This is a genomic window from Rhizobium sp. BR 314 (genome assembly GCF_047445805.1).
GTDB classification, from domain to species: Bacteria; Pseudomonadota; Alphaproteobacteria; order Rhizobiales; family Rhizobiaceae; genus Rhizobium; species Rhizobium lusitanum_B.
The window spans coordinates 140933-163338 of record NZ_JARWLA010000012.1 but is presented as its reverse complement, the minus strand read 5'-3'; the positions used below and the strand labels follow the sequence as shown (position 1 = coordinate 163338).

The 22406-nt window shown below is 60.0% G+C and carries 20 protein-coding genes; 9 read left to right on the top strand and 11 right to left on the bottom strand.

The annotated features are described in order from the left end of the window. Positions 1 to 18 precede the first annotated feature (18 nt). Entirely contained in the window at positions 19 to 915 is an 897-nt protein-coding gene (locus tag QD461_RS17410; protein WP_414088859.1) for a helix-turn-helix transcriptional regulator, read from the bottom strand. Positions 916 to 1155: 240 nt separating this feature from the next. On the opposite strand from QD461_RS17410, the gene QD461_RS17405 reads away from it, so the two are divergent. From QD461_RS17405 to QD461_RS17370, 8 genes are all read left to right on the top strand, one after another. Next, positions 1156 to 2607 (top strand): aldehyde dehydrogenase, encoded by a 1452-nt coding sequence (locus tag QD461_RS17405; protein ID WP_414088858.1) that lies wholly within the window; start codon positions 1156 to 1158, stop codon positions 2605 to 2607. A gap of 69 nt (positions 2608 to 2676) precedes the next feature. Continuing rightward, on the top strand, positions 2677 to 3990 hold the full coding sequence (locus QD461_RS17400; RefSeq protein WP_414088857.1) for an ABC transporter substrate-binding protein: 1314 nt from the start codon (positions 2677 to 2679) through the stop codon (positions 3988 to 3990). Then, positions 3983 to 4750, top strand: coding sequence for an ABC transporter ATP-binding protein (locus tag QD461_RS17395; RefSeq protein ID WP_414088856.1), 768 nt, complete (start codon positions 3983 to 3985; stop codon positions 4748 to 4750). The genes QD461_RS17400 and QD461_RS17395 overlap by 8 nt, the downstream gene beginning before the upstream one ends. After that, on the top strand, positions 4747 to 5475 hold the full coding sequence (locus QD461_RS17390; protein ID WP_414088855.1) for an ABC transporter ATP-binding protein: 729 nt from the start codon (positions 4747 to 4749) through the stop codon (positions 5473 to 5475). Before QD461_RS17395 ends, QD461_RS17390 begins: the two co-directional genes overlap by 4 nt. After that, positions 5472 to 6368, top strand: coding sequence for a branched-chain amino acid ABC transporter permease (locus QD461_RS17385; RefSeq protein WP_414088854.1), 897 nt, complete (start codon positions 5472 to 5474; stop codon positions 6366 to 6368). The genes QD461_RS17390 and QD461_RS17385 overlap by 4 nt, the downstream gene beginning before the upstream one ends. Next, positions 6365 to 7384: a branched-chain amino acid ABC transporter permease gene (locus QD461_RS17380; protein WP_414088853.1), complete on the top strand. Its 1020-nt coding sequence runs from the start codon at positions 6365 to 6367 to the stop codon at positions 7382 to 7384. The genes QD461_RS17385 and QD461_RS17380 overlap by 4 nt, the downstream gene beginning before the upstream one ends. A gap of 41 nt (positions 7385 to 7425) precedes the next feature. Then, positions 7426 to 8211, top strand: coding sequence for a coniferyl-alcohol dehydrogenase (locus QD461_RS17375; RefSeq protein WP_414088852.1), 786 nt, complete (start codon positions 7426 to 7428; stop codon positions 8209 to 8211). Between the two features lie 126 nt (positions 8212 to 8337). Then, positions 8338 to 9783 (top strand): aldehyde dehydrogenase, encoded by a 1446-nt coding sequence (locus QD461_RS17370; protein WP_414088851.1) that lies wholly within the window; start codon positions 8338 to 8340, stop codon positions 9781 to 9783. Between the two features lie 75 nt (positions 9784 to 9858). On the opposite strand, the gene QD461_RS17365 is transcribed toward QD461_RS17370, so the two are convergent. After that, the gene (locus tag QD461_RS17365) at positions 9859 to 10104 is read right to left on the bottom strand and encodes a hypothetical protein (protein ID WP_184706814.1); all 246 of its coding nucleotides are present in this window, start codon (positions 10102 to 10104) and stop codon (positions 9859 to 9861) included. A 26-nt stretch (positions 10105 to 10130) separates the two neighbouring features. Further along, on the bottom strand, positions 10131 to 11420 hold the full coding sequence (aceA, locus tag QD461_RS17360; RefSeq protein WP_414088850.1) for an isocitrate lyase: 1290 nt from the start codon (positions 11418 to 11420) through the stop codon (positions 10131 to 10133). 208 nt (positions 11421 to 11628) lie between these two features. Between aceA and QD461_RS17355 the strand changes: the two genes are divergently transcribed. Beyond that, entirely contained in the window at positions 11629 to 13041 is a 1413-nt protein-coding gene (locus QD461_RS17355) for a helix-turn-helix domain-containing protein (RefSeq protein WP_414088849.1), read from the top strand. A 120-nt stretch (positions 13042 to 13161) separates the two neighbouring features. Here QD461_RS17355 and QD461_RS17350 read toward each other — a convergent pair whose 3' ends face one another. The 8 genes from QD461_RS17350 to QD461_RS17315 form a co-directional block, all read right to left on the bottom strand. Continuing rightward, entirely contained in the window at positions 13162 to 14883 is a 1722-nt protein-coding gene (locus QD461_RS17350; RefSeq protein ID WP_414088848.1) for an ABC transporter ATP-binding protein, read from the bottom strand. A gap of 222 nt (positions 14884 to 15105) precedes the next feature. Then, on the bottom strand, positions 15106 to 16068 hold the full coding sequence (locus QD461_RS17345) for a sugar kinase (protein ID WP_414088847.1): 963 nt from the start codon (positions 16066 to 16068) through the stop codon (positions 15106 to 15108). Between the two features lie 52 nt (positions 16069 to 16120). Then, the gene (locus tag QD461_RS17340) at positions 16121 to 16936 is read right to left on the bottom strand and encodes a carbohydrate ABC transporter permease (protein WP_414088846.1); all 816 of its coding nucleotides are present in this window, start codon (positions 16934 to 16936) and stop codon (positions 16121 to 16123) included. 1 nt (position 16937) lies between these two features. After that, a complete protein-coding gene (locus QD461_RS17335; protein WP_414088845.1) occupies positions 16938 to 17870 on the bottom strand; it encodes a carbohydrate ABC transporter permease in 933 nt (310 codons plus the stop codon). After that, complete coding sequence (locus QD461_RS17330; RefSeq protein ID WP_414088844.1) at positions 17870 to 19201, bottom strand: ABC transporter substrate-binding protein; 1332 nt, start codon at positions 19199 to 19201, stop codon at positions 17870 to 17872. The genes QD461_RS17335 and QD461_RS17330 overlap by 1 nt, the downstream gene beginning before the upstream one ends. A gap of 60 nt (positions 19202 to 19261) precedes the next feature. After that, entirely contained in the window at positions 19262 to 19921 is a 660-nt protein-coding gene (locus QD461_RS17325) for a GntR family transcriptional regulator (protein WP_414088843.1), read from the bottom strand. A gap of 21 nt (positions 19922 to 19942) precedes the next feature. Next, positions 19943 to 20827 (bottom strand): dihydrodipicolinate synthase family protein, encoded by an 885-nt coding sequence (locus QD461_RS17320; protein ID WP_414088842.1) that lies wholly within the window; start codon positions 20825 to 20827, stop codon positions 19943 to 19945. A gap of 273 nt (positions 20828 to 21100) precedes the next feature. Continuing rightward, positions 21101 to 22393, bottom strand: coding sequence for an amidohydrolase family protein (locus QD461_RS17315; protein ID WP_414088841.1), 1293 nt, complete (start codon positions 22391 to 22393; stop codon positions 21101 to 21103). Positions 22394 to 22406: the final 13 nt, after the last annotated feature.

The window sequence follows — 22406 nt, the reverse complement described above, 5'->3', positions numbered from 1 at the left end:
TATCCGGATATCTAGATATCAGGGCCAATCGGCGTAGCCCGAGGACAAGGTGACCGTTGAGGCCTCGCTCTTACGGGCGAGGTCTCGATAGATGGCAGGCGAGAAGCCGGTTTTTTTCTTGAAGAAATGGCTGAAATAAGTGGGATCGCGGAAGCCGAGCCCATCGGAAATCTCCTGGACGGTGCGAGCGGATCGCTCCAATCGCAGTTTAGCCTCCTGCACGACCCGTTCGTGCAACAACTGAACGGGCGAACGGCCAAGCTCGCTGCTGCAGATGGAGTGCAGCCGATCCGTGGTCACGCCGAGCTCCCGCGCATAATCCGTTATCGATCGATGCTGCCGGAAACCGATCTCGACAAGCTGCCGGTATCTTTGCAGCACTGATGCTCCACCGCCACGTCCGCGCTGCTCTGCAGCTTCCGCGCCGGCGGCCCGCCAAAGCGCCATAAAGATCAGGCGCATATAGGCTGCAATCGCCATCCAGGACGCGCGGGAGGGGTCGCCGAGTTCGCGCACGAAACCAGCCACCAGTGGTTGCAGCTCGTTGACGGCTTCGGCATCCGGCTCGGCCATGAACCATGGCTGCTCGCTGAAGATTCTGAGCGCGTAGGATTCGGCGCGATCGCCGATGGCGTCGACGATGATTTGCGTCGAGGCACCTATGATGAAGCCCGCGGCCCCAGCGGCCATATGCAGCTCGCAGCGCGACTGCGGCGGCATATAGGCGATGGTCGGCGCCTGCAGGGATCTTGGCTCTTCTCCCTCCAGCGCCAATGTCGCCGTTCCCGCTTGCAGCAGGCAGAGATGATGAAACTGCGCGTATAGGCCCTTCTGGAAACGGATCGTCCGAAGCGTCAATGACGGCTCGCGCCATTCTCCGCGCGCATGCAGATGAATGCCGCTGTCGGAAACCAACGCACTCTCCTCTGTGTGGCATGACGAACCGATGACATGATTGCCAGATATTTGCAATATTAACCCAGAAAATCACATTCAAAGCTCTCGGTAACCACGTAATCTCTCTTCATGAGCCTTTGGGAGGAGGCCTCCACAGGAACTATCAGGCGCTTGCGGTTCCATCGCGCCGCGCCGCCCTGCGTGCCGCTCCCACCCGGAAAACTGTAGGCGGTGCCTGCACAAATGTGGACGATCGCGATGTTCGTGGCAAAGCTGCTGATCGATAATGAAGCGTCCGATGCTTTGGACGCAGCCACTTTCGAATGCATTGATCCGGCGACCGGAGATGTCGCCACCATCGCGCCGGCGGCTTCGGTGGCGGATGCAGCCCGCGCTGCCTCAGCCGCAGCGGCCGCTTTTCCCGCATGGTCGCAGACCGGGCCTGGTGAGCGCCGGAAATGTCTCAACAAGGCGGCCGACATTCTGACGGTACGTCGGGCAGAATTCGTTGCAGCGATGGTCGGCGAAACCGGAGCGACCGCGCTCTGGGCTGCGATCAATTGTGACCTCGCAGCCGAAATTTTGCGCGAGGCAGCTGCCATGACGACACAGGTCGCGGGCGAAATCATCCCCTCCAGTGAACAGGGCAGCCTCGCAATGGCTGTGCGCCAGCCAGCCGGGGTCTGCCTTGGAATTGCCCCGTGGAACGCGCCGATCATTCTCGGCGTCCGCGCTATCGCCATGCCGCTTGCCTGCGGCAATACGGTCATCCTGAAGGCATCCGAACTTTGCCCTCGAACTCACTGCCTTATCGGCGAGGTGATGCGCGATGCCGGTTTCCCGCCCGGTGTCGTCAATGTCATCACAAATGCTCCCAAGGATGCAGCGGCGATCGTCGAGACATTGATCGCGCATCCTGCCGTGCGCCGGATCAATTTTACCGGTTCGACGCGCGTCGGCCGTCTCATCGCCGAAGCCTCGGCGCGGCATCTCAAACGATGCCTGCTGGAACTTGGCGGCAAAGCGCCGTTTATCGTGCTTGCCGATGCCGATATCGATGAGGCCGTGCGGGCCGCCGCCTTCGGTGCCTTCATGAACCAGGGCCAGATCTGCATGTCGACCGAACGCATCATCTTGATGGAGGCGATTGCCGATGAGTTCGTCGACAAGTTCAAGGCGAAGGCTCAAACACTTGTCGCGGGCAATCCGCGCGACGGCAACACGCCGCTCGGAACGATGATCACTGCGGAAGCGGCAAGGCGTGTTCGCGCCCTCGTGGAAGATGCCACGCAGAAAGGGGCGGTGATCGCCTGTGGCGGGCATGCGCGCGGCACTTTGATCGACGCCACGATCATCGACCAGGTAACGCCCGCCATGCGCATCTATCGCGAGGAAAGCTTCGGGCCGGTCGCCGCGATTATCCGCGTCGAGAGCATCGATGAGGCGATCACCGTCGCCAATGACAATGAATATGGCTTGTCGTCCGCGATATTCAGCCGCGACATCAATCAGGCGCTCATCGTCGCAAAGCGCATCGAGACCGGTATATGCCACATCAACGAAGCAACAGTTGCAGACGAGCCGCAAATGCCGTTCGGCGGCGTCAAATCAAGCGGCTACGGCCGCTTTGGCAGCAAGGCGGCCATCGACGAATTCACGGAGCTACGCTGGATCACGCTTGCGTCGGGCAGGCGAGACTATCCGATCTGACGTTGGCGGCCGGAAATGCACAAGGGCATGCGGAGTAAGAGGGCTCCGGCAAAAAGGGAGGAAGATCACATGACGGATAAGTTCAACAGGCCGAAATTGATGAGTGGGTTGACGCGGCGCGGGTTTATGGTGGCGACGGCAGCTGGCGCCACCGCAATTGCAATCGGCAATCGTGCCGCTTTTGCTGCCGACGATACGTTGAAGGTCGGCTTCATCAGCCCGCGCACGGGGCCGCTTGGTGGCTTCGGCGAGACGGATGGCTACGTCCTGGATCTCGCGCGCAAGGCCCTGGCTGGCGGCCTGCAGATCGGGGGTAAAACATGGAAGGTGGAGATCCTCGACCGCGACACGCAGTCCGATCCGTCACGGGCCGGGCAATTGGCAAAGGATCTCATCAACAACCAGGCGGTGGATCTCATGCTGGCCGTTTCGACGCCGGAGACGATCAATCCCGTTGCCGATGCCTGCGAGGCGGCGGGTGTTCCCTGCCTTTCGACTGTCATGCCGTGGGAGGCCTGGTATTTCGGTCGTGGCGCCAAGCCCGGCGCACCGTCGCCGTTCAAATGGACCTATCACTTCGGTTTTGGTGTCGGAGAATTCCTGAAGACCTATATTTCGCAGTGGAACCTGATCGAGACCAACAAGAAGGTCGGCGTCATGTATCCGAACGATGCGGATGGCAATGCGATCCGCGCCAATCTGGCCCCGGCGCTCGCCAAGGCCGGCTTCACCATCGTCGATCCCGGCGCCTACGAGACTGGAACGACTGACTTCTCCTCGCAGATCGCGCTGTTTCGCCAGGAAGGCGTAGAAATCTTCAACAGCTTTCCGATCCCGCCGGATTTTGCCGCTTTCTGGCGACAGGCGGCGCAGCAGGGTCTCACCCAGCAGATCAAGATTTGCCAGATTGCAAAGACCGGTCTCTTCCCGTCTGACATTGAGGCGCTCGGCGATCTTGGTATGAACATCGGCAGTGCCGCCTATTGGCACAAGGCCTTTCCTTACAAGTCGACATTGACGAGTGTCTCCGGAACCGAGCTTGCCGATGGCTATGAGGCGGCAAGCGGCAAGCAATGGACGCAGCAACTCGGTGCGAGCCTTTCGCTTCTCGATGCCGGTTTTGACGCCCTCAAGGCTGCTTCTGATGCCAAGAGCAAGGAGGCCGTCGCTAAGGCAATGAGCACGCTGAAGACAACGACGATCGCCGGAAGGGTGGATTTCACCAACGGTCCCGTCGCCAACGTGTCTCCGGGGCCGATCATCGGCACGCAATGGGTGAAGGCGCCTGCCGGCTCGAAATTCGCGCTCGACTATGTCGTCACCGAGCATGCAACCGATCCGAACGTGCCCGTCGCGGCTAAGCTCATTGCTTATAATGGGTGAGACTATCGTGCAGGAGCAAGAACGACATAGGCCAGACCGGGATTTCCTGTCGGCCAAGGGAATCCACAAGCGCTTCGGGGCGCTTGTGGTTCTCGAAAACATCGATTTTTCCATGGGTGACGGCGACGCCGTCGGCATTGTGGGTCCGAACGGAGCAGGAAAAACAACCTTGCTGAGTGCGCTAGCGGGTGCCTTTCCGCTGAACGCGGGGACGATCTCCTTCGATGGGAAGAATGTCACCGCCCTAACTGCGGCCGATCGCTGCCGGTCCGGTCTGGTCAGAACACATCAGATTCCCAAACCATTCAGTGGCATGACAACCTTCGAAAACGTCTTTGTTGCCGCCTCCCATGGCAAGGCGTCCGAGCGTGACGAAGCCTATGAGCGGGTGGTTGATTCCTTGCGGCTCTGCGGCATGCTCGGCGTTGCCAACCGCCGGGCCGACACGCTTGGATTGCTTGATCGTAAGCGACTGGAATTGGCCCGCGCCCTTGCAACGTCCCCCCGGTTGCTGCTGCTCGACGAGATCGGCGGTGGATTGACCGACGGCGAAGCGGCGGAACTGGTCGAGACCATTCTCGAATTGCGCCGCCGGGGCATCGGCATCGTCTGGATCGAACATATGGTCCATATCCTGCTGCAGGTCGTCGATCGGCTGATCTGCATGGATGCCGGTAAGATCATTGCCGATGGTGATCCGAAGGCTGTCATGAACGACGCCGAGGTGGTGCGTGCCTACCTGGGAGGAACGCCCGCATGACGATCCTTTCCGTGCGCAATCTCGATGTTCGCCACGGCTTGCTGCAAGCGGTGCGCGGCCTCAGTTTCGACCTCGCCAAGGGTGAAGTGCTCGCCCTCGTTGGAGCCAATGGTGCCGGCAAGACGACATTGCTGCGCGCCATTGCCGGCGCGCATCTTCCCGCCGGCGGCCAGATCTTGCTCGATGGCGCTGATGTCACCCTCATTCCGTCGCACAAGCGCATTGCGAGAGGCATTGCCCTGGTGCCGGAGGGCAGGCGACTGTTTTCGCAAATGACGGTCGAGGAAAATCTGCTGCTCGGCAAGAGTTCTGGCCGCAAAGGCGCCTGGACGGTCGAGAGGGTCTTCGATGCCTTTCCGAATTTGAAGCCACGCCGCCAAGCCAAGACCGGCCATTTGTCGGGTGGCGAACAGCAGGCGACTGCGATCGGCCGGGCGCTGATGAGCAATCCCGATATCCTGCTGCTCGACGAGGTATCGCTTGGGCTATCGCCGCTGGTCGTCGATCGCGTCTATCAACAGCTGCAAGGCCTTTTGTCATCCGGCACGACGATCGTTCTCGTGGAGCAGGACCTGTCGCGGGCGATGAGCGTCGCAAGTCGCGTCATCTGCATGCTTGAGGGGCATATCGTCCTTGATAGACCGGCGTCCGGCGCCACGCGCGATGATGTCACCAGAGCCTATTTCGGCCTGCATCGGGCAACGGCCGAAAGGAGCGCGTCATGATCAATACCCTACTTCAAGGTGTCCTGCTCGGTGGCTATTATGCTGTCATCGCCTGCGGATTGTCCTTCATGTTCTCGGTCATGCGCGTCATCAATCTCGCGCATGGCAGCTTTGCCGTCGTCGCTGCTTACGGCCTTTGGTTGCTGGCTGCGAAACTCGGCGTTCCGCCTTTCGCCGGCTTGCTGATCATTTTGCCCGTCATGGCACTCATGGGCTGGTTGCTACAGAGGTTTGTGCTCGAGCGGAGCGCCCGTGGCGGCACACTTCTGCCGATCCTGACGACGTTCGGATTGTCGATCGTGATCGACAATCTACTGTTCGAGCAGTTCGGCGCCGATACGCGGTCGCTGGCGCCCTTTATCGGCAATCTGTCCTACGCCTCGTGGCAACTGCCGGGCCACATCTTCGTCGGCAAACTGGCCGTGCTGATGATGGTGAGTGCGATCGTCATTCTCGGCGGCCTGCAGCTCTTCCTCAGTCGTTTCGCTCTCGGCCGGTCCATTCGTGCGACGGCGGAAGATCCCGATACGGCTGGTCTCGTCGGCATCGACGCTCGCAAGGTCAATGCGGTTGCAACAGCGATTACCATGGTGACCGTCGGTATCGCCGGGGCGTTCCTTGCGATGCGGGCGACCTTCAATCCCTATTCGGGCGGGCCGCAGCTGCTGTTCGCTTTTGAAGCGGCGGTGATCGGCGGTGCGGGCTCTCTCTGGGGAACCCTGGTTGGCGGCATCGTTCTCGGTCTGGCGCAGTCCATCGGCGCCCAAATCCACCCGCAGGGTTTCCTGATCGGTGGCCACGTCGCCTTTCTGCTTGTTCTATTCGTTCGGCTCCGCCAGCTCCCTTTGCTGGGGCTCGGCAGGATCCGCGCGCTTCTTCGGAGCCCAACATGATCACGATTGTTCCCGGAATATCCGTCGAGCGCTGGACCGCCTCATCTCGACGGACATTGGCTCTGATGATCGCGGTTGTCATCCTGCTTGCCGCTTCGCCTGCGGTTCTCGGGGCCGGCGCCATCGACCGGATGACCACTCTGTTCATCTACGTCATCCTTGCTGCCATGTGGAATGCGCTGGCGGGCTTCGCCGGCCTGGTTTCCGTCGGCCAGCAGGTCTTCTTCGGTCTCGGCGCCTATTTCACCATTCGTCTGGCGGATGCAGGGCTGGATCCATTTGTCTCGGTGTTTGCTGCTGCTGTTATCACCGGCATTCTGTCTGTGCCGTTGTCATGGCTCATGCTGCGGCTGAAGGGTGGGGAGTTTGCGATCGGCATGTGGGTGCTCGCCGAGCTTGCCCATCTGCTCGTCAATCTGGACCGGCTCATTCAAGGAGAAACCGGCACCTCACTCATTGCATTGAATGGTTACGACAGTGCTGCGCGGCGGGTGGCGATCTACTGGCTGGCGCTTGCAGCCATGATCGCCTTGCTTGGTGCTCTCTTTGCCCTGATGCGCAGCCGGGCAGGTGCGGCGATGCAGGCGATCCGTGACAATGAGGACGCAGCAACCTCGGTTGGCGTCCGAGTAGCTGCTACCAAGCGATTGCTCTTCGTGCTTGCGGCTTTTGGTATCGCTGTTGCCGGCGGATTGTGGCTGGCGACCGCGGTCACCTTCCAGCCAAAGACCTATTTCAGCGTGCAATGGACGGCCTACATGATCTTCATGGTGCTCGTGGGCGGCATCGGCAAGTTCGAGGGCGCGATCCTCGGGGCGCTGTTGTTCTTTGTGATTGAAACCGCGTTTGGCGGGACGGGGGTCTGGTATCTGGTCGGCCTCGGCGCGGCAGCTTTGCTGTTTTCGCTTTATTTGCCGCAGGGTCTGTGGGGCGCGATCGAGCGCCGCTTTGACCTGCAATTGTTGCCGGTCGGTTACCGGCTGACCATTTCGGATCTTTTCAAAGACAAGCAATAGCGACAGAGCCAATCGTCGCGTTTCATGAGAAAGGTGAAATCATGCTTTTCGGCAAGACCATCGTCGTCACCGGGGTCGCTTCGGGTATAGGCGCACGCACCGCTGAGCTTGCGGGCCAATTGGGCGCGGATGTTATCGGGATCGATGTGCGCGAACCATCGCAGGGCATCACGTCTTTCATCAAGGGCGACATTTCGAGCGTTGCGGGCGTGACCGACATCGTCGGGCAATTGCCGCGCAGGATCGACGCATTGGCCAACGTCGCCGGCCTTTCAGGCAGTACTGGTATTGCGGCAACGCTTGCGGTCAATTTCTATGGCCTAAGGGCGCTTTCGCAGGCGGTCGCGTCACGATTGCGGGAGGGGGGCGCGATCGTCAATGTCGCCTCGATCGCGGGTTATGGCTGGCGGGCCAATCTCGAGCGGGCAAAGACGCTGACGGCGATCGAGGGCTTTCCCGACGTCGCTGCCGTCGCGGCTGAGCACGGCTTGAAGAACGAAGAGGGTTATCCGCTGTCCAAGGAATTGCTGCTGCTCTGGACTATGCAGGCGGCGCATCAGCCGCTGTTCAGAGATCGCAGCATTCGCGTCAACGCCGTTAGCCCCGGACCAGTGGAAACACCGATTCTCAAGCAATTCCGCGCCGTACTCGGTGACGAGCGTGTCGATAGCGACATCACGCGCGTCGGGCGGGCAGGAACGTCAGCCGACATCGCGCCTGCGATCCTGTTCCTCTGCTCGGATGGCGCGCGCTGGGTAAGCGGGGCCAATCTTCCGGTCGATGGCGGGCTCGAAGCCTCCATCAATGCCGATGTCCTCGGCTTCTAAAACGCGTCGCGAACCTTCGGGTTCGCTCCTCGCGCTTTAGGTCTTTGAATTCATGCATGTCGCGCAAAGCCGCTACGCACTTTTGCGTGACATGCATTGGAAAACATCCTCATCAGGAGACAAGAGATGAATATTTCCCTTCTCATCAACGGCGTCGACAGGCCGGCGGCCAGCGGGCGCACTTATGATCGCCACGACCCCTTTACCGATAAGCTAGCAAGCCGCGCACCGGCCGCTGGTCTTGAAGATGTAGCCGCCGCGATCGAGGCGGCTTCCAATGCCTTTTCCGCATGGTCGAGCACGGGTCCCGGGCAACGTCGCACGATCTTGGCAAAGGCGGCCGATATCATGGATGCGAAGGTTGGTGAATTTACGCGCCTGATGATGGAAGAGACAGGCGCGACGGCACCCTGGGCCGGCTTCAACGTCATGCTGGCAGCCAATATCCTGCGCGAGGCCGCGGCGATGACCACCCAGATCGGCGGCGAGATTATTCCGTCAGACAAACCCGGCACACTTGCCATGGGTGTGCGTCAGGCGGCCGGTGTCTGCCTCGCCATTGCCCCTTGGAACGCGCCCGTTATCCTTGCCACACGCGCCATCGCCATGCCGATCGCCTGCGGCAACACCGTCATCCTGAAAACCTCCGAGCAGTGCCCCGGCACGCAGCGGCTGATCGCGACCGCGCTGACGGAGGCCGGCCTTCCCGCCGGCGTAATCAATGTCATCACCAATGCGCCTGAAGATGCGCCTCTGATCGTCGAGGCGCTGGTCGCGCATCCGGCGGTTCGCCGGGTCAATTTCACCGGCTCCACCAAGGTTGGCAGGATCATCGCGGAGCTTAGCGGCAAGCATCTGAAGCCCGCATTGCTGGAACTCGGCGGCAAGGCGCCGCTTGTCGTGCTTGACGACGCGGATATCGATGGCGCCGTGAACGCCGCCATTTTCGGTGCCTTCATGCATCAGGGCCAAATCTGCATGTCGACGGAGCGCATCATCGTGCATCAGGCGATTGCCGATGCCTTCGTTGCCAAGCTTGCGGCGCGCGCCGCAGCACTTCCGGCCGGCGATCCGCGCGGTCATGTGGTCCTCGGCTCGCTGATCAGCCTCGATGCAGCCAAGAAAATGGAAGAGCTGATTGCCGATGCGCAGGCAAAGGGAGCCAAACTGGTTGCAGGCGGCAAGCGCACCGGCACCGTTGTCGAGGCGACGCTGCTCGATTTCGTGACGCCGGATATGCGGGTCTATGCTGAAGAATCCTTCGGTCCGGTGAAGCCGATCATCCGCGTCGCCGATGAAGACGAAGCAGTGCGTGTCGCCAACGATACCGAATATGGTCTCTCGTCGGCCATCTTCAGTAGCGACGTGCAGCGCGCCCTGGCCGTTGCGGCGCGCATCCAGTCCGGCATCTGCCACATCAACGGCCCGACACTGAACGACGAGGCGCAAATGCCGTTCGGCGGCGTCAAGGGCAGCGGCTATGGCCGCTTCGGTGGGAAGGCGGCGATTGCTGAATTCACCGATCTCAGATGGATTACCATCGAAGATCCGGCGCAGCATTATCCCTTTTGATCAAACGGCATTGCGGCGGCCAAAGCGTGTTGGCCGCCGCAATGCGAATTCACCGCATGCTCTTGAGCTGCGCCGTCAGGCAGGACGAGCCGCATTGGCGACGACGACCGGGATCAACAGGTCGCCCCAGTTGCCGTCCCCGCCATGGTGGCGGGAAGAGCGGACGAGTTCGACGGAGACGCCCGCCTCGACCGCATTCATGACCGCCTGGTTGAGGCGGTGCAGTTCATTGGCCAGCATGCGGATAACGGCCTGCTGATCGGAATTCATGGTGAGAGATTGCTCCTCGGCTCTCTCGCGAACGCGTGCTATCGATGGCATGTCTTTCTCCTCCTTTGATCTCGATTTCACTCTGCTGCCGGTTTGAACTGGGCATGCTCGGTCGAGCCGCGCATGGCCGTAGTCGATGACTGGCCGCCGGTGATTGCCAGCGATACCGCGTCGAAATAGCCGGTTCCGACTTCGCGCTGGTGCTTGGTGGCGGTGTAGCCATTGACCTCGGCTGCGAATTCCGCCTGCTGCAGCTCGGAATAGGCAGCCATTTGGCGGGCCTTGTAGCCGCGGGCAAGCTCGAACATGCCGAAGTTCAGCTGATGGAAGCCGGCAAGCGTGATGAACTGGAACTTGTAGCCCATCGCCCCCAACTCGCGCTGGAACTTGGCGATCGTTGCATCGTCCAGATTCTTCTTCCAATTGAACGAGGGTGAGCAATTGTAGGCTAGCAGCTTGCCCGGATGCACCCGATGCACACCTTCCGCGAACTTCCGCGCCTGCTCGAGATCCGGCTTCGACGTCTCGCACCAGATGAGATCGCAATTCGGTGCGTAGGCGACGGCGCGGGCGATGCAGGGCTCGATGCCATTCTTGACCTGATAGAAGCCCTCGACCGTACGTCCCGCATCGTAATCGACGAAAGGCTGGTCGCGTTCGTCGATGTCAGAGGTCAGGAGCTTAGCCGCTTCCGCGTCGGTCCGCGCAACGACCAATGTCGGTACGCCCATGACGTCGGCCGCCAGACGAGCTGCGTTGAGATTGCGGATGTGGGCGGCGGTCGGGATGAGAACCTTGCCGCCAAGATGACCGCACTTTTTCTCCGATGCCAGCTGATCCTCGAAATGGACGCCTGCAGCGCCTGCCTCGATATAGGCCTTCATGATCTCGAAGGCATTAAGAGGGCCGCCGAAGCCGGCTTCGGCGTCGGCAACGATCGGAGCGAACCAGGTGTCGACCGATAGACCTTTTCCTTCTGCAGTCTCGATCTGGTCTGCGCGCTGCAGTGTCCGGTTGATGCGCTTCGCCAGCTCCGGGCCGGCATTGGCCGGGTAGAGAGACTGGTCGGGATACATGGCGGATGCAGTATTGGCGTCCGCAGCAACTTGCCATCCCGACAGGTAGATCGCCTTCAATCCGGCACGAACCATCTGCATGGCCTGATTGCCGGAAAGCGCACCGAGCGCGTTGACGAAATCTTCTTCGTGGATCAGCTCCCATAGGCGGTTTGCACCCATCTCGGCCAGGGAGTGGCGAATGGCGACAGATCCGCGCAGCCGCTTCACATCCTCGGCGGTATAGGGCCGTTCGACGCCATCGAAACGGCCGGTCGGTGCGCTTGGAACCAGTTTGTAAAAATCTGTCATGCCAGTCTCCCAATGCTGTTCTTCTGATCGTGATGTCGATGTTGAATGCACGACGATATTTACAAAATACTCGTTTGGATGGCTAGGGAAACCGATAAATCCCAATAGATAAAGGGGTTATGATGTGTTATCGTTGACAAAGCGGATGTGTAAATTTGTAAATAATGTAAATCACACCTCCGGCGTACCGCTGTAAAAGGAACGACAAATGGCCGAGCGCAAGATCTTTGCCGGACCTCGGGTTCGACGCATCCGGACTGGTCTTGGCCTCATGCAGACGACGATGGCGCAGGCGCTGGACATATCGCCGTCCTATCTCAATCTCATTGAGCGCAATCAGCGACCGTTGACCGTGCAACTGCTGTTGAAGCTGGCAGCCGTGTACAAGGTGGACCTCGACGAATTGCAGGGCGAGCAAAGCGGCAATGCCGGGCAGTTGCGCGAAATTTTCGCCGATCCGCTGCTGGTCGGTGAGATCCCGGGCGATCAAGAATTGATCGAACTTGCTGAAGCGGCGCCCAATGCCGCCAATGGTATGATCCGGCTGTATCGGGCCTATCGGGAACAGGCAGCGAGATTGTCGGATCTTGCCGAACTCCTGTCCCGCGAGGGCAGGATCGCCGAGGTTGCCGGTCCACGCCTGCCGTTGGACGAGGTACATGATCGACTGCACGGTAGGGCGAATTTCTTTGCCGGTATCGAGGATGCTGCCGAGGCCTTTCACGCCCGCCTTGTGCCCGGGGACGAAATCGCCGGCGCTCTGAAAGCATGGTTGAAAAGCGAACATGGCATTGCCGTGCGTCTGCTGCCGGTGCATGCCATGCCCGGTTTGCGGCGGCGCTACGACCGGCACTCCATGCGCTTGTTCCTTTCGGAGCGGTTGTCGCCCTTCGACCAGCTTCGCGAGATCGCAACCGAGGTTTCGCTGCTTGTCATGCGTGACGAACTCGCCCTCGAGGTCGACGCCCTTGGTCTCTCAACGCCGGAAGCCAGGCGGATCGCCCGCTTTGAACTGGCGCGCTACGCCTCACATGCCCTGCTGATGCCCTATGCCGCCTATCTTTCGGCGGCGCAGCGTTTGCATTACGACATTGAGGGGCTCGGCGCGCGCTTTGGTGTTTCCTACGAGCAGGCGGCCACACGGTTGACGACGTTGCAACGCCCGGGGGCCGCAGGCATCGCTTTCTTTTTGATGGAAGTCGATAGCGCCGGTCATCGCCTTCGAAAGGCTGGGGCACAGGGCTTCCCGCAGGCCCGCTTCGGCGGGGGGTGTCCCAAGCTCAACGTTCACACCGCCTTTGCTCAGCCGGGACAAATACTGACCGAGGCGACGGAAATGCCTGACGGCCTGGGCTTTCTGACGATATCGCGGACCATCGAAGGCCCCCGGGCGGATTTTGGCGAAAGGATTCGCCGCACGGCACTTCTCGTCGGCTGCGACATCGCGCACCGCGATGAGGTGGTCTACGGCAAGGCGCTGAGCTCGATGCCCGTTGCGATCGGTCCAGCCTGTCGCTTGTGCGAACGCCAGGGCTGCCTTGCAAGGGCAGAGCCGCCGGTTACGCGACCGCTTGGTCTAGACGAGATGGCGACAGGCCTGAGCGTGTTTGATTTCCAGTGAGGGCGAAAGCCCACCTGGCAAAAGTGTGCGGCGATCTTGTCCGCGCAGTTGGGCGACATGTAAGAGTGGCAAGCCGAGACGCGAAGGCTCGGCTTGCGATGATCGGTTGATACCAATCTGTCAGGCGTAAAGCCCGAACTGCGCATTGTGCAGCCGGGCGTAAGCGCCATGGCGTGCGATCAGCTCGTCATGCGAGCCCTGCTCGACAATGCCCCGATCACCCATGACGATGATGCGATCGGCGTTGCGGATCGTCGAAAGACGATGCGCGACGACAAGGGTGGTGCGTCCTTTCGCCAGTTCCAGCAAGGCCTGCTGAATCGCGTACTCGGTGGCTGTATCGAGCGCCGAGGTGGCCTCATCGAGAATAAGGATCGGTGGGTCTTTGAGAAAGATGCGAGCGATCGCAAGTCGCTGTTTCTGACCGCCCGAAAGCTTGACGCCGCGCTCGCCGGTCGGCGTGTCGAGCCCGCCGGGCAGCGAACGGACAAAGTCGGCAAGTGAAGCGCGCTGCAGCGCCTTCATGATATCCTCGTCGGTCGCGCCGAGCTTTCCATAGGCGATATTCTCGCGGATGGTCGATCCAAACAAAAAGACATCCTGTTGCACGATGCCGATCTGATTGCGCAGCGACGTCTGTGTCATGTCCCTAATATCGGTGCCATCGATGGTAATGCTGCCCGATGTGACGTCGTAGAAGCGCGGCAACAGCGAGCAGATCGTCGTCTTGCCGGTGCCGGATGCGCCGACGAAAGCGACTGTCTCGCCGGGAACGATGGTCAATGTGAGATCACTGAAGATCGCGCTTTGATCGGAATAGCCGAAGCTGACGTGTTTGTAGGCGATATCGCCTTTCAGGTGATCGACCGCGATGGCGTTCGGCCGGTCGGCAAGATCCGGCTCCGTGTCGATCAGCGAGAGGAAGCGTTTGAAGCCCGCAATGCCCTTGGGGTAGGTTTCAATCACCGACGTAATCTTGTCGATCGGCCGGAAGAATACATTGATGAGCAGCAGGAAGCTGACGAAACCGCCATAGCTCAGCTCTCCCGATATGACGAACCAAGTTCCTGCCATCATGACGATGAGCTGTACCAGACGCGTGCTGAAGTAGCTGAGAGCAATGCCTGCCGTCATATAGGCGTAGCCGTCGAGCTTGGTCGCCTTGTAGTCGTCATTGTCGCTGGCAAACAGCTGGCTCTCGTATTTCTCGTTGGCAAAGGCCTTGACCACGCGAATGCCGCCGACCGTCTCCTGCATGCGGGTGTTGAAGTTGCCGACCTTGCCGAACAGGCTGCGTGAATTGAGCGTCATCTTCGAGCCGTAGCGGCTGACCAACCAGGTCATGAAGGGCACAATGGTGGTGGTCAGTAGCGCGAGCTTCCAATGGACACTGAACATCAGCAGGAAGGCGCCGATGAAGGTCATGATGGCAATGAACAGATCCTCGGGGCCGTGATGGGCAATCTCGCCGACTTCCTCGAGATCCTTGGTGACATGCGTGATCAGATGTCCGGTCCGGTTGTTGTCGAAATAGCGGAAGGACAGTTTCTGGATATGGTCGAAGGCCTGGCGGCGCATGTCAGACTCGATCGAGATGCCGAGTGCGTGGCCCCAATAGTTGACAATGGCAGAGAGGCCAGTGTTGAGCGCGTAGACGACAAGCAGTAGCGCAGCCGTTCCGAAGATCAGGCTCCAGTCACGGCTCGGCAACAGTTGATCGATGAAGAGCTTGATTGCCAGGGGAAAGCTGAGTTCCAGCAGGCCTGCGAGCACAGCGCAGCCGAAATCGAGGAAAAACAGCTTCCTATAGCGTGCATAATAGGAGAAGAAACGACGAAGCATATATGCCCTCCATGGGCATCAAGAGGATGGGAATGGACGAGAGCGGACCAAGGGACAGCCCGAATTCGGTGCTGCCAGTCAGCGTCAGTTGGAACCGAAATTTCTCATCTGGGCGATCCTCCTGCTTGAGTCGCGGAGACTGATATAATCCACGCGTGCATCGCTGTCATCCCCTTAACCGATGGATGACCTGTCCTTGGACCAAGAACTGACTGTGTGCGCCTAAGGCGTGCCTGGCAGTTGAGCCGCGTTCATCCGCGCGATGACCTCGGCCCGCGTCGGAGCGCCCGACCGCCCGCCAAAAACCTCGCATTTCATGGCCGCGGCAACCGATGAGAGATGGATTGCATCCGCCGGCGTCATCCCTTCAGCGATTGCAAGCGCAAAGGCCCCGTGAAAAATATCGCCGGCTGCCAATGTGTCCAAGACCCTGATGCCAATCGTCGGACTGTGTCTGATGAGATCGCTTTGGTCATCGAACCAGAAACTTCCGGCGGCCCCAGCTGTTACGCAGATGAAGGCATGGCTGAACTTTTTCTTCAGGAGGCGGGCCATTTCCGCGAAGTCCGCAACGCCGGTAAGGCGTCGGGCGGCAGGTTCGGAAAAAACGATATGAGTCGCTTCCGGTGCCAGGCGTTCGATGATGCCGTCCGGTGCCACATCGCCATCGAGAACGGCCGGCTTGCCCAGGCCGCGTGCTGTCCGCAGTACTTCAAGCGCCAGGGATGGCCAGCGCACGTCGACGAGTACCGCGTCGAAACCGGCGACATCGTCATGCGTGAAGTGTTTGACGTCGTGATGCAGTTTCGGATCGTAGAAGGGGACGATCAGTCTTTCGCCGTGGTCGTCGACGAGGATTGTCGATACGGCAGACCGGGCGCCTTCGACACGCAGCATGCCTTCGGTGGCGACGCCTGCAGCGGTCAGATCATCGATGATCCGCTCGCCGGTTTCATCGCTGCCGACAGCACCCCAGAGGCTCGCTCGTCCTTCGAGCTGAGCAACGGCATAGGCCGCGCTCGAAGCCATGCCTTCGGCGATCTGCAGCATCTCATACGGCAAGACCTTGCCTTCGCCGGCGGGCAGCGTGCGAACTCGAAACAGCGTATCAAGGACGGYAGCGCCGACGCAAAGGACATGCTTTGGGGCACCTGCTGGCGGATCGAAATTGGAAGGAGGGTTCAAAGCCGCTTTCCGTTTGTCTTCATCAACGGGTTTCTCTGGAACGAAGGCTGCATCATTTGACAGCACCGGCGGTCAGGCCGGCGATGATCTGCCGTTGCGCGAACATCGTCAGCACGAGAACCGGCAACGTCACGATCAGTGCGGCAGCCGCAAGCGGCCCCCAGCTGACCTGCTCGAACGAGAGCATATTGTAGACCGCCACCGGTAGCGTGCGGGTCTCGCGGCTGGCAAGCACGATGCCGAAGACGAAGTTGTTCCAGGAGAAGATGACCGAGAGAATGAAAGCAACGACGATGCCGGGTCGTGCGATCGGCAGGGCGACAAGGCGAAAGACTTGCCACGGTGTTGCGCCGTCGATGCTTGCAGCCTCCTCCAGTTCAATCGGTGTGGTCTCGAAATAGCCGATCATGATCCAAACTACGATCGGGACTGTCACCACGAGATGGATGATGATCTGCGGCCAGAGCGTTCCCAAGAGATTGAGCCATTGGAACAGCAGAAACAGCGGAATGAGGAAGGACAGGCCCGGCGTCATGCGGGCGATCATGATGACGATCGCGGACTTCTCAGCCTTCAGCCGCGCAATACCGTAACCGGCCGGTACGCCGATGACGAGCGCAAGCAGGGTCGCTGCCCCCGTCACCAGAATGGAGTTCCAGAAATAGAGGAAGAAATTGTTTTCCTGGAAGACGTTGAAATAGTTCGTCCAGGCAATGCGATCAGGAATGAGGATCGGTGGATAAGCGCCGTTGTCGATCTCGTATTTCAGCGAAAGCGAGATCATCCAGAGGAAGAACAGCACGACGGGTGAAACAATCACCAGCGCCACGAACAGCAGGCCGATGCGGTTGAGCGTCGAACGCTTCATCTCAATGTCCCTCCGCGTCAGTCCATTTCGTCCGCTGCCGCATCATCAGGAGGATAAAGGAGAGCGCGACGATGAGAATGAAGAACACCACCGCCATGGCCGAGCCATAGCCGATGTCGTAATAGGAAAATGCGGTATTGTAGAGGTAGATATTGATCGTCTCGGACGCTGTTCCCGGGCCGCCTTGGGTCATCGCATAGATGATGTCGAAGCTCTTGATCGCATCGATGCCGCGAATAATGACGGCGATCATCAGGAAGGGCGAGATCATCGGCAGCGTCAGATAGCGAAACTTCTGCCAGGCATTGGCGCCATCGATTTCAGCGCTTTCATAGGGCTCACGCGGCACCGAGGCGAGGCCGCCGAGCACGATCAGCATGACAAGCGGCGTCCATTGCCATACCTCGACCAGAACGAGCGATGGGATGACGCTGGATTGATTGTAGATCCACTCCTGCGGTCCGATGCCGACCAGCGATAGCAGGTAGTTCAGTACGCCGAGCTGAGGATGGAACATCATCGTCCATACGAGCGCCACGGCGACCGGCGTTGCCATCATCGGCATGACGAAGACGCCGCGCAGGAAGCCACGCAGCGGGAAATTTGCATCGAAGATCAGCGCTGCAAGCGTCCCGAACACCAAGGGGCCGACCACGGACAGGGCGGTGTAGAGAACCGTATGCCATAACGACTCCCAGAACCGCGCGTCCGTCGCCAGCCGGACATAGTTATCCCAGCCGATAAAGCTTTGCGATTGACCGAGCGTCCACTTGTTTACGCTCATCCAAAGGGTGAAGACCCAGGGGAAGACAATGACTGCGGCGATCACGATCAGTGCCGGAACGACGAAGGGCCAGTAGTTGGGAGCAAGCCTTTGCGGCTTGCTCCTCTTCTCAGCTTTCGTTCTGGTCTCTTCGATACTCACAGAGGCCATTATCCCTCGCTTCGCGCCAATACCGGCTCGAACTGCGCCGTCGCCGTTTTCAGTTCGCTTGCAGGATCGGCGCCGCCGATCATATTGGTGAGCGCGACGCCGTAGATGTCACGGAACTCGGTGACCGGAATGATGACGGGCAGGGCGAGTTGCGAGACCTTGGCGGAGCCCGCCACAGCATCCAGCCATGCGCCCGGCATTTTCACGCCTTCGCGCACCTTCTGATCTTCCAGGATGGACTGACGGAAGGGAACGCCGGCGCCGGCCTGCAACAGCCGCGCGCCCATGTCGTGCGAAATCGCCCATTGGCAGAAGAGATAGGCTGCTTCCTTCTTCTGGCTGGCGGCGGTGACGCCGATTCCGTCGCCGGTGGTGGCGGCTGCCTGCGCATTCGGTCCTTTCGGCATGATGCCATAGCCGACCTGGCCGACGACGCGGGACTTTTCCGGGTTTTCGATCGGCGGTGCGAAGCCGACGCCGTCAAGCCACATGCCGATCTTGCCCTGCAGGAAGGCGGATTGTGCTTCGGCCCAGTTGAAACCGGAAACGCCGGGAGGGGCCGATTTCGTCATTAGACGCTGATAGAGCTTGGCGGCGTCGACGGCGCCTTGCGATTCCGTCTGCAGTTTGCCGTCGGCCGAGAGCGGCGTCGTGCCATGGCCGAGCATGAATGTCGTCCAGACCGGCGCGTTGGCGTTCTTCAGGCCGCGCGCGACAAAGCCGTAGGTGTTGGTCGCTTTGTCCGTTAGAGCCTCGGCGGCCTTGACCATGTCCTCGAAGGTTGCGGGGTAGGTGAGACCCTTCTTTTCGAACAAGGTCTTGTTCCAGTAGACGATCCAGTAGTCGACCGAGAAGGGGAGCGAGCGCATGACGCCCGCGGAATCCTTCGCGAATTTCAGGCCCGCCTCGGCAAAGTCGCTTTCCGTCAGCGACGCATCGGTGAGCGACGGATCTTTCATGAAGCCGCTGATATCGGCGAGCCAGCCGCCTTTTTCGAACTGGCGCTTCTGGACGTGATAGCTCAGATGCACGACATCGAAGCTTGGCTTGCCGGAGGAAAGCTCRATCGTCGTCTTCTGCCGCTGCTGCTGTTCGGGCGTCGCCTCGGCATTGACCTTGATGCCGGTCAGTGCCTCGAATTCGCTTAAGTATTTGAGGATCGTCTCGCTGCGCGGGCTCTTGATCAGGTTGACCTCAAGCGTCGTGCCGGAAAAGCGCTTCCAGTCTACGGCGGCCGATGCGGTGCGAACACCCAGAAGGCTTGCTGCGCCAAGCGCGGCGGTGCCGGCCATGAAGCCGCGACGTGTCGGATTGAAAAATGACGATGACATTCTGTTCCTCCTCTTTTGGCCGAGAATCTCCTCATTCGCGGCCTTGTTATTCAAACCCATTCAAATCTTCAATGCGCGGTCCCGGGCACCGCCGATATGCGAGACGAGTGCTGTGACGGCTTCGTTGGCCGAGCGCCGCTCTATCGCCTCAAGCACTTTCAAGTGTTCCTCCATCACCGGCCCGACATGGCCATTGATGCGGAATCTGTCCTGGCTGATCAGCCGCATCTTGATGGAGTTGACGCGATAGGCATTCGAGATGATCGTGTTGCCAAGCGCGTCGATGAAGGCGTCATGCATGCCCCAGTCCACGGACTGCGCATGCAGCTCGAGTTCTGGAGAATTGTCGCCGGAGCGGATGGCATCGGCAATATCGCGATGATCCTTCAAAAGCTTGGCTATCGTGTCGTCCGACGCCGAATAGGTGAACAATGCCACCGCTTCCTTTTCCAGGAAGAGACGAAGCTGAAACGCCTCGCGGATCAGATCCAGATCGATATGGGCGATCTGCAACCCGCGCTGCGGCACCGTCTTGATCAGCCCTTCGGCTTCCAGGCGCGGAATGAGCTCACGGATTGCTCCGAGCGTCAGTCCCGTCAGCTCGACGAGCCGTCGCTGTGAGATGAACTGGCCTGGGCGAACGTCGCGCGCCAGAAGGTGGCGCGTGAAGCTCTCATAGGCTTTTTCCCTCAACGTCGGCTGTTCGCCTGGTCCGTCCATCGGCAGCTCCGGGTTGTTCGGTTACGCCGCCCTGGCGCGAAACAATGCGTCGAAGGCAGCAAAGAGCTTGTCAGAATCCTGAGCGTTCATTGGCACGAGTGGCGGGCGTACCGCAAGCCAGCTCGCGTCATTTGCAAGGCGAGCGAGGATCGCCTTGATGGACGGGATGACCGGATAGTTCAGCAATTCTCCAACGAAACGTTCGACGTTGGCGTCATCAACGCCTTGCTCGGCCATGGCCTGCACTTCGCGGGGAAGCAGGTTCGCCATGCCAGAAATCGCACCTTGCCCGCCGAGGCGGACGCCGCGCGCCAGATGGCGTTCGTCCCCGATCAGAATGATGAGGTCACGATGCGTCTTCAAGAGCGTCTCTGTATAAGGCCAGTCGCCGGAGGAGTCCTTGACGCCGACTACGACCTCCGGAAATGCCGCGCGCAGCTGCCCGACGAGAGAAACGGAAAGTGGTACCATCGTCACCGACGGAATGTTGTAGACGATCACGTCGCGGGCATGGGCGCCCAGCATGGTGAAAACGGCGGCGAACCATTTGAAAAGTCCATCGTCGCTGACGTTCTTGAAATAGGATGGCGGAGCAAGGAGGATGCCGCGAACACCCTGTGCGAGCGCCTGGGCTGCCTGCGCTGCAGCGTCCTCGGCGGCATCGACCAGAACGCCCATGACGATATGCCTGGGAGCGATGCCGGCCTCCAGCATTGCCGCGAGAACCTGCTGGCGTTCCTGCATTCCGATCGAGGCGCCTTCGCCCGTCGTGCCGAACAGTGTGACGCTCCTGCAGCCATTTGCAAGGCAATGCTTGGCTTGTGCGATCACGCCAGCAATTATGATCTCGCCCTCAGCGTCAAAAGGGGTTGCCAGGGCGGCCGACAGGCCAAAACTCTCTCTCATTCGATCCTCCCGATCTTGCGAGATCAGTGCGTATCATGCTGACATGTTAGTTGTAAAGTGAGGTTTATATTAGTCGCGCATATGTGATCTATACGCGCGATGGATTGGTGGATGGATTGGTGGAAAGAGGCGGTCAAAGTTGGTTGACGTGAATGGTTCTCGCACAACGCAGTCGCCTGATATCCCGCAACAAGAGTGTTGCGAGATACCGCTGTGCGGTGAGAGCGAGGCCTGAGCCGCGGACGGCTTAGTTGTGGCTTACGAGACGGATTGCTAGCTCCTGACGGGCACGTAGTCGAGCCCGCCATCGATCGTCTGTGGCCTGCCGTCAAGGAAAAGCTCGCCGATGCGTGGGGCTGAGCGGGCAATGATCTTGCCGCGCTTGATGACGGCGAGGCGATTGGGCTTCAGGCGAAGCGCCTCCAGCATATCGACGGCCTGCAGCACCACGAGATCGGCATTGCAGCCCTTTTCTAGCCCGTATCCCTCAAGGCCCATCGTCCTGGCGGAGTTGACGGTGAGGGCGTCAAAGATCTTCTTTTTGTCCTCGATGCCAGCCATCTGCGCGACGTGGATGGCCATATGCCCGACTTCGAGCATGTCGCCGGAGCCCATCGAATACCAGGGATCCATCACGCAGTCATGGCCGAAGGAAACGTTGAGGCCCGCATCCATCAGTTCGCGCACGCGCGTCATGCCGCGCCGCTTGGGGTAGGTGTCATGCCGGCCTTGCAGCATGATGTTGATGAGCGGGTTGGGGATGACGTTGATCTTGGCTTCCGCCATCAGCGGGATGAGCTTGGAGACGTAATAATTGTCCATCGAATGCATCGAGGTCAGGTGCGAGCCGGCAACACGGCCCTGCAGCCCGAAGCGGACCGTCTCCGCTGCCAAAGTTTCAATATGGCGCGACATCGGGTCGTCTGTTTCGTCGCAATGCATGTCGACGGGAAGACCGCGATCGGCGGCGATCCTGCAAAGCGCTTCGACCGAGGCTTTGCCCTCAGCCATCGTGCGCTCGAAGTGGGGAATGCCGCCGACGATGTCGACGCCCATGTCGAGCGCTCTCCCAAGCGAGGCGACACCATCTTTGGTGCGGTAGTAACCATCCTGTGGGAAGGCGACAAGCTGCAGGTCGATATAGGGCTTGACCCTGTCCTTCACTTCCAGGAGCGCCTCAGCCGTCACCAGTTTGGGATCGGAGGTATCGACATGGCTGCGGACGAACAGCAGCCCTTGCGTGACGGCGAGATCGCAATAGCGTAGCGCCCGATCGACAAGCTCCTCCTTGGTCACGATGGGGCGCAACTCTCCCCAAAGCGCGATACCTTCCAGAAGCGTGCCGGAAACGTTCATACGCGGCAGACCGAGCGATAGCGTCGCATCCATGTGAAAATGCGGGTCGACAAAGGGCGGGCTCACCAGCCTGTTCGTCGCATCGATCTTGTCCTTCGTCTCGGCGGTGATCGAGGCTTCGATTGCTGCGATCTTGCCATCCTTGACTGCGATGTCGATGCCCTTGCGGCCATCGGGCAGATTGGCATTGCGAATGATCAGATCGAACATGAAAGGCTCCTCG

What these genes read in the sequence shown, in the direction of transcription:
- QD461_RS17405 (WP_414088858.1), top strand. Translation starts at nt 1,156, where the DNA reads ATGTTCGTGGCAAAGCTGCTGATCGATAATGAAGCGTCCGATGCTTTG.
- QD461_RS17400 (WP_414088857.1), top strand. Translation starts at nt 2,677, where the DNA reads ATGACGGATAAGTTCAACAGGCCGAAATTGATGAGTGGGTTGACGCGG.
- QD461_RS17395 (WP_414088856.1), top strand. Translation starts at nt 3,983, where the DNA reads ATGGGTGAGACTATCGTGCAGGAGCAAGAACGACATAGGCCAGACCGG.
- QD461_RS17390 (WP_414088855.1), top strand. Translation starts at nt 4,747, where the DNA reads ATGACGATCCTTTCCGTGCGCAATCTCGATGTTCGCCACGGCTTGCTG.
- QD461_RS17385 (WP_414088854.1), top strand. Translation starts at nt 5,472, where the DNA reads ATGATCAATACCCTACTTCAAGGTGTCCTGCTCGGTGGCTATTATGCT.
- QD461_RS17380 (WP_414088853.1), top strand. Translation starts at nt 6,365, where the DNA reads ATGATCACGATTGTTCCCGGAATATCCGTCGAGCGCTGGACCGCCTCA.
- QD461_RS17375 (WP_414088852.1), top strand. Translation starts at nt 7,426, where the DNA reads ATGCTTTTCGGCAAGACCATCGTCGTCACCGGGGTCGCTTCGGGTATA.
- QD461_RS17370 (WP_414088851.1), top strand. Translation starts at nt 8,338, where the DNA reads ATGAATATTTCCCTTCTCATCAACGGCGTCGACAGGCCGGCGGCCAGC.
- QD461_RS17365 (WP_184706814.1), bottom strand. Translation starts at nt 10,104, where the DNA reads ATGCCATCGATAGCACGCGTTCGCGAGAGAGCCGAGGAGCAATCTCTC.
- aceA (WP_414088850.1), bottom strand. Translation starts at nt 11,420, where the DNA reads ATGACAGATTTTTACAAACTGGTTCCAAGCGCACCGACCGGCCGTTTC.
- QD461_RS17355 (WP_414088849.1), top strand. Translation starts at nt 11,629, where the DNA reads ATGGCCGAGCGCAAGATCTTTGCCGGACCTCGGGTTCGACGCATCCGG.
- QD461_RS17350 (WP_414088848.1), bottom strand. Translation starts at nt 14,883, where the DNA reads ATGCTTCGTCGTTTCTTCTCCTATTATGCACGCTATAGGAAGCTGTTT.
- QD461_RS17340 (WP_414088846.1), bottom strand. Translation starts at nt 16,936, where the DNA reads ATGAAGCGTTCGACGCTCAACCGCATCGGCCTGCTGTTCGTGGCGCTG.
- QD461_RS17335 (WP_414088845.1), bottom strand. Translation starts at nt 17,870, where the DNA reads ATGGCCTCTGTGAGTATCGAAGAGACCAGAACGAAAGCTGAGAAGAGG.
- QD461_RS17325 (WP_414088843.1), bottom strand. Translation starts at nt 19,921, where the DNA reads ATGGACGGACCAGGCGAACAGCCGACGTTGAGGGAAAAAGCCTATGAG.
- QD461_RS17320 (WP_414088842.1), bottom strand. Translation starts at nt 20,827, where the DNA reads ATGAGAGAGAGTTTTGGCCTGTCGGCCGCCCTGGCAACCCCTTTTGAC.
- QD461_RS17315 (WP_414088841.1), bottom strand. Translation starts at nt 22,393, where the DNA reads ATGTTCGATCTGATCATTCGCAATGCCAATCTGCCCGATGGCCGCAAG.